The sequence below is a fragment of the Butyricimonas sp. RTP31003st1_G1_RTP31003_210430 genome, assembly GCF_040920905.1.
Lineage (GTDB): Bacteria > Bacteroidota > Bacteroidia > Bacteroidales > Marinifilaceae > Butyricimonas > Butyricimonas paravirosa.
Genome location: NZ_JBCOSQ010000006.1, coordinates 1 through 15132, shown reverse-complemented (window position 1 = coordinate 15132; position 15132 = coordinate 1). Strand labels below are relative to the sequence as shown.

Genomic DNA, 15132 nt, shown 5'->3' with positions numbered 1-15132 from the left:
GGCAGGACAGGGGAACGATAGTCTGGTGAACGTGTCACCACGTAAGTTCGTGCATGGTTTGCGGGTGGAGGGACGTCCGGAGTATATTTTCCCGACAAGTTCTTTTTTGAAAGGGGCGAATGCCGAGGGGAGAATTATCCGGGGTGCTTTTTCCACACATGTGAAATATTTGTTCCGTTATCGCCCGGGGAGTGTTGATGAGCGAATCTATGGAGATGTTTATCAAGGGATAGGACTCGGATTTTATAATTTCGGGGAATCCCGTCAGTTGGGAAACCCGGTTGCATTTTATTTGTTCCAAGGGGCTCGTATCTCTAGTTTGGCTCCCTGGTTGTCTTTACATTACGAGTGGAATTTTGGGTTGTCCGCGGGGTGGAAACCTTATGACTCGTATTATAATTCGTACAATACGATGATCGGTTCGAAGGTGAACGCTTATATTAATGCTAATTTTTATTTGCGCTGGAGGTTGTCCCCGAGGGTTAGCCTGCTTTCGGGGTTGACGGTATCGCATTTTTCCAACGGGAACACGAAGATTCCTAATGCCGGGTTGAACACGATCGGGGGAAATATCGGGTTAGAGTGTAATTTTTACCGGAAGGATGATTTGAAGGCGTTGGAGAGGAAAGTAGCTTTGACCACACAACCTTTTCGACGGCATTTCACGTATGATTTTGTTTTTTTCGGCTCGTGGCATGATCGGTTGGTGAAGACTTCCGACGGGTTTTCCCCTTCTCCTGAGGCTTACCCCGTGTTCGGGTTTAATTTTACCCCGATGTATAATTTGAATTATAAACTCCGGTTAGGCGTGTCTCTGGATGGGACGTTTGACGGGGGAGCCAATTTATACACGGATGGGAACGTGTACGGGAGTGTGGATAAGTCGGACATTGTCCGCCCTCCTCTGGGTGATCAGTTTGCTTTGGGACTTTCCGGGCGGGCGGAGTACGTGATGCCTTTTTTTGTCGTAGGAGTCGGGATCGGGGCGAACGTGATCGGGAAGAATGATCTGAATATGTTCTACCAATTGTTGACGTTGAAAATAGCCTTGTCCCGTGCCGTGTTTTTGCACGTGGGGTATCGTCTACAAAATTTCAACGAACCTAATTTCTTGATGCTGGGGATTGGTTTCCGGTTTAACGGGAAATATACCGCTTTTTAGAATTGTTTGTATTATACGGGGTGGTAGTGTCGGGATTTTTGGCTAAATTTGTGATATGCCTTTTAGGGGTGTGTTAATATTTAATTAAGTGTATATATGGCATTTACGCATTTTCATGTACATTCTCAGTATTCTATTCTCGACGGGGCGGCGAGTGTGCCCGGTTTGGTGGAGAAGGCGATTGCCGACGGGATGAAGGCAATTTCGTTGACGGATCACGGGAATATGTTCGGGATAAAATTATTCTACGATACTTGTCGCAAAAAGGGGATAAAACCTATTTTGGGGGTAGAGGCCTACGTGGCCCGGGTGTCTTTGTATAACAAGGAGAAACCGGTGGACCGTTCGGGAGAGCATTTGATAATCCTGGCCAAGAATCTGAAAGGGTATTTGAATTTGATCAAGCTTTGTTCGGCGGCGTTCGTGGACGGGTATTATTATCGTCCGCGTATTGATAAGGCTTTGTTGGAGAAGCATCACGAGGGGTTGATTATTTCGTCGGCTTGTTTGGGAGGTGAGATTTGCCAGAAGATTATGGCCGGGGATATTGAGGGGGCAGAGGCGGCTGCCTTGTGGTACAAGAATTTAGTGGGGGAGGATTATTACCTGGAGGTGATGAGGCATCCGGCAGAATCGGCTAAAGAGAGAGCGGAGGTTTACGATAACCAAGTGAGATGTAATGCGGAGATTCTGCGTATGGGTGAGAAGTTAGGGATCAAGGTGATTGCCACGAACGACGTGCATTTCTTGAACGCGGAGGATGCGGAGGCGCATGACCTGTTGATCTGTCTGAATACTCGTAAGGATTTGGATGATCCTAACCGGATGCGGTACACGCGGCAGGAGTGGTTCAAGACAACGGCCGAGATGGAAGAGTTGTTCAAGGATATTCCGCAGGTAATCGAGAATACGCAGGAGATTGTTGATAAAGTTGAAGATTATAAACTGGATTCTGATCCGTTGATGCCGGTTTTCCCGATCCCGCCGGAGATCGGTACGGAGGAAGAGTACCGGAAGAAATACACGGAAGAGGATTTGTTCAACGAGTTTACCCGTAACGAGAAAGGTGAGGTCGTTATGAGCGAGGAGGATGCCCAAAAGAAAGTGAAGAAGTTGGGGGGATATGATCGACTTTACCGTATCAAGTTGGAGGCGGATTATTTGAAGGAGTTGGCGATGAAAGGAGCCGTGCGGCGATATGGTGAGAATATTCCACCGGATATTATGGAGCGTTTGATTTTCGAGTTGCATATCATGAAGACGATGGGGTTCCCGGGGTACTTCTTGATCGTGCAGGATTTTATCCAAGCGGCTCGTGATATGGGGGTGATCGTGGGACCGGGGCGTGGTTCTGCTGCGGGAAGTGCCGTGGCGTATAGTCTGGGCATCACGAATATTGACCCGGTGAAGTATGATTTGCTGTTCGAGCGTTTTTTGAATCCTGATCGTATCTCACTGCCGGATATTGACGTTGACTTTGATGATGACGGGCGTCAGCGGGTGTTGGAGTGGGTTACACAGAAATACGGGGCGGATAAGGTGTCGCACATCGTGACTTTCGGTAGTATGGCTGCCAAGATGGCGATTAAGGACGTGGCACGGGTGCTGAAGTTGGATTTGTCGGAGGCAAACCGGTTGGCAAAGATGGTGCCGGAGACCCCGAAAATCACGTTGAAGAAGGCTTACAAGGAGAATCCCGATTTGGAAAAAGAACGGGAGTCTTCGAACCCTCTGGTTGCAAAAACGCTCCATTTGGCGGAAATTTTGGAAGGTTCCGTGCGGCAGACGGGAGTACACGCTTGTGGTATTTTGATCAGTCGTGACCCGTTGACGGAACATATCCCGATTATGCCGACAGAAGGGGAAAGTTTGATGACGACTCAATATGACGGTCACTTCGTGGAACCGATCGGGTTGATCAAGATGGACTTTTTGGGATTGAGGACGCTTTCGATTATAAAAACCTGTTTGGATAATATAAAGAAATCCTGCCATAAGACGCTGGATGTGGATGCGATTTCGTTAGAGGATAAAGAGACATTCGAATTGTTTTCAAGAGGGGAGACTACCGGTCTGTTCCAGTTTGAGTCGCCGGGAATGAAAAAGCATTTGAGGGCGTTGAAGCCGAACCGTTTTGAGGATTTGGTGGCCATGAATGCCTTGTATCGTCCCGGGCCTATGGAGTATATCCCGGATTTTATCAAGCGTAAGCACGGGGAGGCTCCTATCGAGTACGATCACCCGATGATGGAGCCTTACTTGAAGGACACGTATGGTATTACCGTTTACCAAGAGCAGGTGATGTTACAGTCCCGTGCATTGGGTAATTTTACCCGGGGTATGTCGGATACTCTTCGTAAGGCAATGGGTAAGAAACAGATTGACACGATGAACCAGTTGAAGACGCAGTTCATCGAGGGGTGTAATAAAAACGAGGAGTTCGTGAAAGGATGCAAGGAGATGGGAAAGGAGGTCAACCCGTTGGTTGATAAGATTTGGGGTGACTGGGAGGCGTTTGCATCGTACGCGTTCAATAAATCACATTCGGTTTGCTACGCTTATATTGCTTACCAGACGGGATTTTTGAAAGCTCATTATCCTGCCGAGTTTATGGCGGCCAACTTGAGTTGTAACTTATCACAGATTGAGAAGGTTACGGTTTTTATGGACGAGTGTAAACGAATGGGATTGAGCGTGCTGGCTCCGGATGTGAACGAGTCGGATGATGATTTCACGGTGAATCATAAGGGGGATATTCGTTTCGGGATGGCCGGAATCAAGGGGGTTGGAGAGGCTGCCGTGCATTCGATTATCCGGGAACGAAATGCTAACGGAGGGTACAAGGATCTTTTCGATTTCTTCGAGCGTTTGGATTACAAGACGGTGAACAAGAAGACATTGGAAAATCTGATTATCGCGGGAGGGTTAGATAGTTTCGGATTGGATCGGGCGCAGTATTTCTATATGCCTGACGGCCACACGACATTTCTTGAAAATCTGGTGAATTACGGGCAGAAAAAGCAACAAGATAGTTTGATGATGCAGGCGACGCTGTTCGGGGGGATGGATGAATATGACGTGAAAAAGCCTACTATTCCTTTGTGTGAACCTTGGACGGACGTGGAGAAGGCACGTAAAGAGAAGGAATTGATCGGTATATACCTAACTTCTCATCCGTTGGATTCGTATAAACTAGAGATCAAGGCGATTTGTACTCCTTTGGAGAGTCTGAGCAGTGATTTGAGTTCTTACAAAGACCGGGACGTGACGATCGCGGGAATTATTGTTGCCATGCGAGAGGGAAAAACGAAGAAAGGGAATGATTTTGGTATTTTGACGATCGAGGATTTCACGGGTTCTTACGAGTTGCCTTTCTTCGGGGAGGACTATATCAAGTTCCGGAATTATTTTATTCTGGAGACGTCGATCTACATCAAGGGTAGAGTGCAGGAAAAGAAGTGGGGAGGGGCCGGAGAGCTGACTTTTAACGTGCAGAGCATGGATTTGCTAAGCGTTATCAGCGAGAACCTGATTCGCTCGATCACGTTGCAGGTAGACGTGGAAAAGCTGACACACGAGCTTGTATTAGAGATACATAACCAGTTCGTGAACGAGAAGGGTGATCTCCCGTTGAATTTTATTTTGTATGACGGGACGGGACACCGGGTAAAGATGTTTTCAAGAACTTGTAAGATAGGGCGTTCGAGAGAATTATATGAATATTTTGAAAATAATGATGCTATTAAAATGAAAATTAATTAATTTCGCCATGTCAAAGCGTTGGATCATGGCGGAACTTTATCCAACGCTTTTAGCATGAATATTATTATAAACTTTAAAGATAGAAGTATGGCTATTGCAGTTAATGATTCAAATTTCGAGGAAGTTGTGCTAAAAGCAGAAGTTCCTGTTCTTGTAGATTTCTGGGCAGAATGGTGTGGACCATGTAAAATGATGTTACCCATCGTGGAAGAGATCTCTAAAGAGTTCGAAGGTAAGTTAGTGGTTGCTAAAGTGAACGTGGATGAAGGTTCTGCTGCCGCTAAGTATGGTATTCGTAACATCCCGACAATTCTTTTCTTTAAGAATGGCGAGGTTGCTGACAAACAAGTAGGTGCAGTACCTAAGACGACTTTGGTTTCTAAAATCAATGCACTGCTTTAAAATATAAAACCGCCGATCGGCGGTTTTTTTGTTTGTATTCCCTGTAACTTGCAGAGCCGTAATCTCAACTTATAACGGTTGCCGTAAGCGACGACCTAATAGAGAAGATATCCGGCCACTCCTGCCGCTATGATCATCAGAATCGGGTCCATTTTGAATTTGAAGGTGGCAATGAAGGCTATGGCGAAGATAATATAGCTTTTGTAGTCCACGAAGTTTTGTTTGTTCATCAATAACAACGCTGCTGCCCCGATAAGTCCTAAAACAGTGATTTTTAAACCTTGCATGGCCATTTCCACGTATTTGTTGTCCCGGAACATGAAAAAGAACTTGGAGATCGTGATCATGATGATCAGGGAGGGAAGACTGACGGCTATCGTGCAGATGGCTGATCCCCAGATGCTGCCTGTTGCCGTGTAGCCGATGTAAGTGGCGGTGTTGAAGGCAATAGGGCCGGGCGTGCTTTGTGAAATAGCCACAATGTCCGTGAAGTCGGCCACGCTGATCCAGTTGTGGGTTTCCACGACATCATGTTGTATTAACGAGAGCATGGCGTAACCGCCCCCAAAACCGAATAGGCCGATTTTGAAGAAGGTGATAAAGAGGCTGATATAGAGATCGAGTTCTGACATGTTAATTGAAAATTGAGAATTGGAAATTGAAAAACGGACTTTGTTTCATGACATTTTTAGAGTTTGTGGGTGATTTTACCGTAAAGGAGGCCACCTAGGATGGCGGCGATGATGATATATATCGGCGAGAGGTTGAGTAACCAGACGAGTAGGGCGGCAATGACCGGGAAAATGATGGTTTTACGGGTGACTCCTGCCGACTTACCCATTTTGTATAAAGGAGCAGCGATGAGGGCCACGACTGCCGGGCGGATGCCTTTGAATACTCGTTCTACTCCGGGGTTGTTTTTGAAATCTGTGAAAATGATGGCGATTAACAGGATTACGATGAAAGAGGGGAGGATGGTTCCGAGGCTGGAAAAAATGACCCCTTTAATTCCTCGTGCCTTGTAACCCACGAAAATGGCCGTGTTCAGTGCAATCGGTCCGGGGGCGGATTGGGCTATTGCCATCATCTCCACGAATTCGCTCTCTTTTAGCCAACCTTTTTTATCCACGACTTCTTGCTGGATGAGTGGTATCATCGCGTAACCACCTCCTAGCGTGAAAGAACCGATCTTGAAAAACGAGATAAATATTTGCCAGTATGAAGCCATAATTTTGCGTTATATATCAGTGGCAAAGATACGATTTCCCGACTAAAATTCTTAATATTGTAGTGTTGAAAACAGTGCAGATGCGTTAAAACCTTGTTGATTTTTGGGATGAGAGTTCAGGCCTTTGTACAGGCTCTGGTGAAGAATATACGAACTTGATGATTCATGTATGAAAAAAAGTACGAAAAGAAAGATAATTGTTGTTTTGGGCCTGTTTGTGGTAGTCGGCCTGATCGTGTGGTTCGGGATTTTCCGAAAGGTGGGGAGGTTTGATACTTTGCAGGCGGTACCCGTGGATGCGGTCTTTAAGGTGAATATTGTGTCTGTAAATAGCGTGCATGAACGGTTGCACCGGAATTTTATCTGGAAATCGTTGAAAAATTATCCCTATTTCGAAGAGTATCATTCGAATTTGCAATACGTGGATTCCTTGGCGAATACCTATCCTAAATTAAAAAGGATATTAACTGATCGTCCAGTAACAATTTCATGTCATCAGGTGGGGTTGAACAAATACGATTTCCTGTACGTTTGTGATTTGGGGAAATTGAACGTGATTCAGGTGTTTGAAACGTTACTGCTGAAATTGGTGCAGGATGACGAGATAAAAATAAAGACGATCAAGGACCCGAACGGGGAGATCCGGGAGATTCGCTGGGCTGACTGGCGATTCTTTTTCACGATTAAGGATAATCTGCTGATCGGTTCATCGTCTCATGCTCTGGTGGCTCGTTCTCTGGCTCGGTGTATGACGAAGAAGGAGGTGCAGGAAGTGGTGGTTTCAGGGGATATAATGCTTGATCTTGATCATCGGCAGTTGGGAAAATGGGTTACTTCGGTCATGGAGGCATCGGCGGTGGCAGATGAATTTTCATTGTTGAAAAATACCCGTTTAATGATGCAGTTGAATGACAAATCTCTTCGTTTTGTCGGGGAAACGAGACCCGATCCTAATAAGTATTCTTTGTTGGATGTAGTTAGTTTCTTGGAAGGAGGTTCTTCTAACCTGGAGACGATCGCGGGTGAGAATACGGCAGCTTATGTTTCTTTTTGTTTTCCTTCTTTCAAGGATGCGGAAAATTTGCTGTTGGAGAATTACAAGGTGAATAGCCTGCAATCTTACACGGAAATGAAGAAATCACTGGATCGGTTGAATAAATTTCTGAATATGGACGTGTTGGAGGTGTTTACATCTTGGATTGGTGGGGAGGTGGCAATTATCAAGCCCCGTTTGGAGAACGATCAGAAGGCGGACCATATCGTGCTGGCGATACGAGCAAAAGAGATTCATCTGGCCAAGGATCAAATGGCTTATCTGGCCGAACAGATTCAATGGAAGACTCCTATCCGGGAGAGAGCGATGGAGTTTAACGGTCACACGATTCATTATTTCCGATTAAAAGGTTTTTTCCAGCTTTTCTTCGGGGGGATGTTCGAACGGTTTGAACGCCCTTATTATACATTTTTGGGTGATTATGTCGTTTTTAGTAATTCTCCTGCCACACTCGCCGAGATGATTAAAGAGTACGTGCTGGGAAACACATTGGAGAATGACGAGAAGCATACGCGTTTAAAAGGGCAGTTGGGAAGTCGGAAGAACGTGTTCGGTTACGTGCAGACGCCCAATACATACGAGTATTTATATGATTCTTTCAAGACGGGTTCCCAAGAGAGTCTGGAGAAGAACAGAGGGGCATTTCTGAGTTTTGAAACGATCGGTTTCTCGTTATCCAAGGAGGGAGGAATTTTTGAGACTCAGATTATAGCGAATTATAATGATAAGGCTCCCGAGGAGTACAAAATGCGAGAGTTAAATCGTCAATTTGAGAATCAGGTAAACAAGATCGAGGCAGGTTTTTATTATCCCGTGATTCCCGATAGTATTGCGGTGAGTAATCAAGAGTATTACGAGTACAAGTCAGAACAGGCCATTTTCAAAGGGGCTCTGAAGGATGGAGAGCCGGATGGCGTGTGGTGCGTGTTTAATGTCGCGGGAAAGTTACTCGGACAATTTCCGTATGGCGACGGAAAGATAGACGGGGTTGCTCCGTTTTTTTACGAGAACGGGGATTTGTTGGCTCAGGTGACTTATAAGAACGGGGTGATTGCGGGCTATAAGGAGTTTTTTCCGGACGGGACACTTCGTACGGAGATCGTATATCGGAAAGGTGTACGACACGGCACGGCAAAGTTTTATTATAATACCGGGCATTTGTTCTGTGAAGGACGTTACAAGAACGGGCGACAGGCCGGAAAATGGCGGTATTATAAAGTAACGGGGGAAAAACTTTATTAATTTTAGATTTTAAATTTTAGATTGAAAAATTTAATGATTTCGTGGTTAAGAAATCGTAGGTGAGGTCACTGAACTATGGAATCATAAATTTAGTGAGTTCCTCAATTTAAAATCTAAAATTTAAAATCTAGAATTATAGGGCTTGTTTTAAGATCTTCACGAGCGAGTCTCTCGTTTGAATGAAACGAGGCATATTTTCCGGTGAGATCGGTTCTTTGGGAGGTGAACTCATTTTTAACGGATTGATGGGAGTTCCATTTTTATATACCCGGAAATCCAAATGAGGGCCTGTTGCCAATCCTGTACTACCGACATAGCCGATAACATCACCTTGTTTCACCCGTTTGCCCGGTTGGATGCCTTTGGCAAATTTGGAAAGGTGCATGTAGGTTGTGGTATAGACGCTGTTGTGTTTGATGGTTACGTAGTTTCCACCACCGTTGGCTTGAAAGGCCTTTTTCACGACAACGCCGTCCCCGATGGTATGTACTTCTGTGCCTGTCGGGGCTGCATAGTCTACGCCATGATGTGCCCTGTATCTTTTTAGTACCGGATGGAACCGGTTATTGGAGAATCCCGAAGAAATACGGGAGTATTTTAAGGGAGCTTTTAAAAAGGTTTTTTGCAGGCTGTTTCCTTCTTCATCAAAATAGGCCAATTTTTCGTTTTGTTCAAAAGGAATGGCATAGAAGTCTTTACCGGAATTGGTGAAAATGGCAGCTTTCACGTTGAAGTCCTGCAAAGGTTTGTCTTCCACGTATGATTGTTCGTAAAGGACACGTACGGAATCACCTTTGGCTATGCCGTAGAAGTCGATGCTCCACGCGTAGATATCGGATAGCGTGACAGCGAGCATGGGGTCTGTCTGGGCATCAACCATGGCATTCCATAGATTGGAGTTTATAATTATATTAGCTGTCTTTTCTTTGGTCACGATGTCTTTTTTACCCACGTAAACATCTGCGGTTTCCTTGAAATCTATGACGACGTATTCCAAGGCATTTTTTTCGTAAATGAAAAATTCCGGGGTGCGAAGACTGTCTTGTGCCAAGAAAAGAGTGTAGTTTTGACCTCTTCTGATACTTCGTACGTCAAAGACATCCTTACAGCGTTGGGAGATTTCATGGATCTTGGCTGGTGATACCTTGTATTTGGAAAGGATTAGAGAGAGATTCTCATTTTTCCCCACGGTACCCTCTTCTATAATAAAGTTTTCATCAGGGATACCGTATTTGTAATGAATTTGTTGTTGTTCGGTCGTGTCAACAACTTCCTCTACCGCACTGGCTTCTAATATCGCCTCCTTGTTTCCTCTGTTGCTGGGCCAAAAAATAATAATACCTAATACAAGCCCTATGGCAGCCCAAATCCAAATCCATTTCGTTTTTTTCATCTTTTCCGTTTGATTCCTAATGTTCACTCAAAATCCGGGATGCAAGTTAGGGGATTCCTCTTGAAACTGCAATAAGGAAGGAATGTTTTTTTATCCACATGATTTTCAATGTGTGAAAAGATTCTTAATGTTGTTATTAATAAAAAGTTAAAGTCATTTTTTTAATATTACTCCTATTAGGATTTTACTATTTTTGACAAAACACAATATAAAAAAATGTTCCTGATTTTTTGGTGTGTATTTGTTTTTGAAGTGATGATGTAAAAGTTGAAAATGTTATTTTCTTCTGAAAATACAAAATGGTGATTAATGTAATTTGATGTAAAACAACTTGTTGATGAATTTGAATATCTTAAAGATTTCATAAAGTTGATTTTTGAATAACACTAAATTGTTTTTGGAACGTCTTTTTATAAAGTTTATACCTGTTGTTGTAGACAATATTAATTTTAATAACAAGTTTATGGAAGAGCCAATTGTAAAAGTCGAACATTTGTCACATCGTTACAGCATTCAATGGGCCGTAAGAGACATTAGTTTCGAGATTCCCCGGAGGGGGATATACGGGTTGCTAGGGTCTAACGGGGCCGGAAAGTCAACCACGATGAATATTATTAGTGGAGTTATCAAGCAAACCGAAGGGCAGGTTTTTATCAAGGGCATTGATGCCCGTAAGAGACCGGTTGATGCGAAACGTCATATCGGTTTTTTACCGCAGAAACCACCTTTGTATGGTGATTTGACGGTGGAAGAGTATTTGATTCATTGTGCAAGATTGCGTTGGGTAGCTGATAAGGATATTATCCCGGCGGTGGATGAGGTGCTGGCAAAATGTGGTATAACTCATTTCCGTAAACGTTTGATCAAGAATTTATCCGGTGGTTATCAGCAACGGGTTGGTATCGCACAGGCTATCGTTCATAAACCTGATCTGGTTATCTTTGACGAGCCGACAAACGGGTTGGACCCGAACCAGATTATGGAGATCCGTCACTTGATCCGTGATATTGCCAAGGATCGTACAGTGATTCTTTCCACTCATATTTTGACTGAGGTTCAAGCCGTTTGTGATCATATTTTGATGATCGAGGAAGGTAAGCTCGTGTTTATGGGAACGGTGGATGAATTTGATAATTATATTATCCCGAATTCTCTCTATGTTTCAATGATAGATCCCCCCGTTGCCGACGAGTTGGCAAAGATCGAGGGCGTTCTTGGTGTGGAAGAGTTAGGAAACCGGAATTTCCGTATTCGTTTCACAGAAGCACAGGAGGTTATTGACCAGATCGTGAAACTAAGCGCCGCTAACGATTGGCGTTTGTCTGAGGTTCGGGTGGAGAAGAGTTCCCTCGATAATATATTCGCAGAATTATCTAAGAAAGCACATTAAAAAATCGGGTTATGTTTAAAATGATATATAATATAGCGAGGACGGAATTGCAGATGTTGTTCTATTCTCCTGTGGCGTGGCTAATTTTAGTCGTATTTGGAGTACAATCGGGAATGCTTTTTGCCGACCAATTGGCCGGGCTTGTGAGTTCTCAAGAAATGGGATATGATATTCAAGGTTCCACGATTAGTATCTTTGCCAGCAGATGGGGGGGAGTTTTCACCACGATGCAGAATTACCTGTATTTCTATATTCCTCTGTTGACCATGAGTTTGGTAAGTAAGGAGTTGAGTAGCGGGTCTATTCGTTTGTTGTATTCTTCTCCGATTACGAATACCCAGATTATCGTGGGAAAATTCTTCTCCATGATGATTTACGGTCTTATCATGATTGGTATTTTATTCTTGATCACGCTTTGTAGCTGGGCAGTCGTTAAGGATTTTGAATTATCCATGGTTTTAACGGGGTTGTTGGGATTATACTTGTTGATCTGTGCTTACGCGGCTATCGGTATTTTCATGTCCAGTCTGACTTCTTATCAAATCGTGGCAGCTATCGGTACGTTTGCCGTGTTAATGGTATTAAGCATGATTGGTGGATGGTGGCAGGATTACGATTTTATTCGTGACGTGACTTACTGGTTGTCCATGCCCGGGCGAAGCGGAAAGTTTATTGCCGGTTTGATTTGTAGCGAGGATGTTCTTTATTTCGTTATCGTGGTTTGCCTTTTCTTGGCATTAACGATTATTCGTTTGAACTCGGTTCGTCAGAAAATTCGCTTCGTGATTACTTTAGGAAGAAATATCGGTGTTATTTTCTTAGCTTGTTTCTTGGGATATTTGTCTGCACTTCCGCAGATGAAACTTTACCATGATGCGACGTCAACGAAAATGAACACGTTGACCCCGAATAGCCAGGATATCGTGGCGAAGTTGGATGGTGGTATGACAATAACTACTTACATTAATGCTCTTGATCCGGGTGCATCTTGGTATGCTGCTCCTTATTTCCTGAAACCGGATATGGAGCGTTTCGAGCAATATTTACGTTTCAAACCGGATATGAAGTTGAAATACGTGTACTATTATGATACCACGGCGAACCCCATGCTGGACAGAAGATTCCCGAACGCAACACTTCGCGAGAAAATGGTGGAGGTTTGTAAGATCTACGGTTTGGATTCCAACAAGTTTATGGCTCCGGAGGAAATTCGAAAAATTATTGATTTGTCGGGAGAAAATAACACGTTCGTGCGTCAGATTGTTCGTGAAAATGGTGAAAAAGCATGGTTGAGAATATACAATGATATGCAACGTTTCCCGAGTGAAAAAGAGATTTCAGCCGCTTTCAAACGGATGGTGATGGATCTCCCGAAGGTCGGATTCGTGGAAGGCCACGGAGAACGTAGTTATTCTGGTGGTAAAGACCGTGATTATAGTGCGTTTGCTAATGATAAGGGTTTCCGTTACGCTTTGGAAAATCAAGGGTTTGATGTCGCAAAAGTTACGATGGATCAGCAAGTGCCTGAGGATATTAATATTATCGTGATTTCTGATATGCGGGAGTGGTTTACTCCGGAGCAGGAGGCTAATTTACAACAGTATATTGATCGGGGAGGTAATTTGTTCATCTTGGGAGAACCAAAACGTAGAGACGTGATGAATAATTTGTTTGCCAAGTTCGGTTACGAGATGACAACAGGTGTGCTGGTAAAGAGAGACACGAACCTGCAAGCTGACGTGATTCTTTCCTACCCGACGAAAGAGGCTGATAGTATTGCTTATGATTTTGGGGCAATGCGTAGTCGTCGTATGGTTATCACGACACCTAGTACCGCCGGATTGGAGCAAATTGCCGATAAGGGTTACACGGTGACGAATATGTTCAAAACTGACACGATCGGTGTTTGGAATGAATTGGAAACGACAGATTTTATTGATGATACCGTGCGTCTGAACCCGGCTATCGGTGAGGTCGAGAAGATCTATAATACCGTGGTTGCGTTGTCCAGAAAAGTGGGTAATAAGGAACAGAAAATTATTTTGACCGGTGATGCGGATTGTATCAGCAACGGGGAATTCGGACGAAGAGTTCCAGGAGTCCGGACTGCAAACTTCTCGTTAATTACCGGAAGTTTCTTCTGGATGTCGGATAACGAAGTGCCTATTGATGTGAGACGTCCTGCACTTCCGGATAATAAGGTGTACGTGGAAAAAACCGGAAGTAAGGTGATTAAATGGTCGTTCATGATCATATTGCCTCTATTGTTAGCGGGAATAGGTATCTTCTTGTGGATTCGTAGAAAAGGAAGATAAAAGATACTGAAGTTTATGATCGGGTGATCGCAAAATCACCCGATCATAAATTGTAATGGTATTAAAAAAGATTCTATAATTTAGAGAGTTAAGAGAATTAAAATATGTATATTTGTAAGGATGTGCATTTTTAATTTTCAATTTCAATTTTTAATTCATATAGGATGAGCTTTAAAATAGACAAACAGACGTTGGACGATCTGGCCATTTTCGGTAATAACCGGACGAAATCTGTTTATGATATTTTCAACCGAACCCGTACACGAGGAGGTGCGAAAATTCTTGAAGAGATGTTCTTGTATCCCCTATCGGATGCAGACCAGATAAACGAAAGAAGTGACGTGATTCGTTATTATCGTGATATCGAGGCCGAATTCCCGTTCCGTGGAGAGATTTTTGACACGATGGAATTCTACTTGGGTAACACGGACAGGCGTACACAGTTGATGACGCAGGATAACACGTTAGGACGGAAATTCAAGAATCTCGTTGGGACGGATACAGAGTATACCCAAATCCACAACGGGATTGTTTGTTGTATAGAGTTGTTGAACACGCTGGATGCCTTCTTGAAGAATTCGAAGGCGGATGCCGGTAACAAGACCATTGCGGAGTTGACGGCTAGTTTACGGGGGTTACTGGGTAACGAGAAGTGGTCCTGGTATGTTTCCGAGAAGGGAAAGAAGAAACTGGGTTACGAGCAGGCGGTAGTTTACGACCGGGTGTTGCGTTTCGAGGAACGGGATAAGCTGATGAAAATTTTGTATTACGTTTACTTGCTGGATGTTTACATGGCGGTGGCCAACGTGGCGAAAGAACGTGGTTTTGTTTTCGCGAAAGCTCACCCGAATGACAAGAACACGTTGGTTATGAAAGGGGCGTTTCATCCTTTCCTCACGAACCCTGTCGGTAACACGATCACGGTGGACGAGAATAGTAACGTGATTTTCTTGACGGGAGCGAACATGGCCGGGAAGTCGACTTTCATGAAGAGTTTTGGCATCACGGTTTTCTTGGCTCACGTGGGATTCCCTGTCCCCGCGAAGGAAATGGAATTTTCAGTTCAAAACGGGATGTTCACGACGATTAACTTACCGGATAACTTAAGTATGGGATATAGCCATTTTTATGCCGAGGTTTTGCGGGTGAAGAAGGTGGCACAACAAGTTCGGCAAACGCAACAC

General features: G+C 44.0%; 10 protein-coding genes. 7 read left to right on the top strand and 3 right to left on the bottom strand.

Annotation, left to right across the window (positions count from 1 at the left end):
• From AB5542_RS03075 to trxA, 3 genes are all read left to right on the top strand, one after another.
• On the top strand, positions 1-1162 hold a 1162-nt coding region (locus AB5542_RS03075; protein ID WP_368242979.1), incomplete at its 5' end, for an acyloxyacyl hydrolase.
• Between the two features lie 96 nt (positions 1163-1258).
• The gene (dnaE, locus tag AB5542_RS03070) at positions 1259-4924 is read left to right on the top strand and encodes a DNA polymerase III subunit alpha (RefSeq protein WP_279038694.1); all 3666 of its coding nucleotides are present in this window, start codon (positions 1259-1261) and stop codon (positions 4922-4924) included.
• Positions 4925-5011: 87 nt separating this feature from the next.
• Entirely contained in the window at positions 5012-5326 is a 315-nt protein-coding gene (trxA, locus tag AB5542_RS03065; RefSeq protein WP_027200880.1) for a thioredoxin, read from the top strand.
• Positions 5327-5421: 95 nt separating this feature from the next.
• Here trxA and AB5542_RS03060 read toward each other — a convergent pair whose 3' ends face one another.
• On the bottom strand, positions 5422-5958 hold the full coding sequence (locus tag AB5542_RS03060) for a chromate transporter (RefSeq protein ID WP_027200879.1): 537 nt from the start codon (positions 5956-5958) through the stop codon (positions 5422-5424).
• A gap of 56 nt (positions 5959-6014) precedes the next feature.
• The gene (locus AB5542_RS03055; protein WP_087419374.1) at positions 6015-6554 is read right to left on the bottom strand and encodes a chromate transporter; all 540 of its coding nucleotides are present in this window, start codon (positions 6552-6554) and stop codon (positions 6015-6017) included.
• A 169-nt stretch (positions 6555-6723) separates the two neighbouring features.
• Here AB5542_RS03055 and AB5542_RS03050 point away from each other — a divergent pair, with 169 nt between their 5' ends.
• The gene (locus AB5542_RS03050; protein WP_279038695.1) at positions 6724-8850 is read left to right on the top strand and encodes a toxin-antitoxin system YwqK family antitoxin; all 2127 of its coding nucleotides are present in this window, start codon (positions 6724-6726) and stop codon (positions 8848-8850) included.
• 133 nt (positions 8851-8983) lie between these two features.
• Here the strand turns inward: AB5542_RS03050 and AB5542_RS03045 are convergent, their stop codons facing one another.
• Entirely contained in the window at positions 8984-10243 is a 1260-nt protein-coding gene (locus AB5542_RS03045; protein WP_279038696.1) for a M23 family metallopeptidase, read from the bottom strand.
• 463 nt (positions 10244-10706) lie between these two features.
• On the opposite strand from AB5542_RS03045, the gene AB5542_RS03040 reads away from it, so the two are divergent.
• The 3 genes from AB5542_RS03040 to AB5542_RS03030 form a co-directional block, all read left to right on the top strand.
• On the top strand, positions 10707-11633 hold the full coding sequence (locus AB5542_RS03040) for an ABC transporter ATP-binding protein (protein ID WP_087419776.1): 927 nt from the start codon (positions 10707-10709) through the stop codon (positions 11631-11633).
• A gap of 11 nt (positions 11634-11644) precedes the next feature.
• Positions 11645-13948, top strand: a complete 2304-nt coding sequence (locus AB5542_RS03035) for a Gldg family protein (protein ID WP_087419377.1) — start codon at positions 11645-11647, stop codon at positions 13946-13948.
• 164 nt (positions 13949-14112) lie between these two features.
• Positions 14113-15132 (top strand): MutS-related protein (locus tag AB5542_RS03030; RefSeq protein WP_368242978.1); only part of this gene is annotated, 1020 nt, incomplete at its 3' end.

What these genes read in the sequence shown, in the direction of transcription:
- dnaE (WP_279038694.1), top strand. Translation starts at nt 1,259, where the DNA reads ATGGCATTTACGCATTTTCATGTACATTCTCAGTATTCTATTCTCGAC.
- trxA (WP_027200880.1), top strand. Translation starts at nt 5,012, where the DNA reads ATGGCTATTGCAGTTAATGATTCAAATTTCGAGGAAGTTGTGCTAAAA.
- AB5542_RS03060 (WP_027200879.1), bottom strand. Translation starts at nt 5,958, where the DNA reads ATGTCAGAACTCGATCTCTATATCAGCCTCTTTATCACCTTCTTCAAA.
- AB5542_RS03055 (WP_087419374.1), bottom strand. Translation starts at nt 6,554, where the DNA reads ATGGCTTCATACTGGCAAATATTTATCTCGTTTTTCAAGATCGGTTCT.
- AB5542_RS03050 (WP_279038695.1), top strand. Translation starts at nt 6,724, where the DNA reads ATGAAAAAAAGTACGAAAAGAAAGATAATTGTTGTTTTGGGCCTGTTT.
- AB5542_RS03045 (WP_279038696.1), bottom strand. Translation starts at nt 10,243, where the DNA reads ATGAAAAAAACGAAATGGATTTGGATTTGGGCTGCCATAGGGCTTGTA.
- AB5542_RS03040 (WP_087419776.1), top strand. Translation starts at nt 10,707, where the DNA reads ATGGAAGAGCCAATTGTAAAAGTCGAACATTTGTCACATCGTTACAGC.
- AB5542_RS03035 (WP_087419377.1), top strand. Translation starts at nt 11,645, where the DNA reads ATGTTTAAAATGATATATAATATAGCGAGGACGGAATTGCAGATGTTG.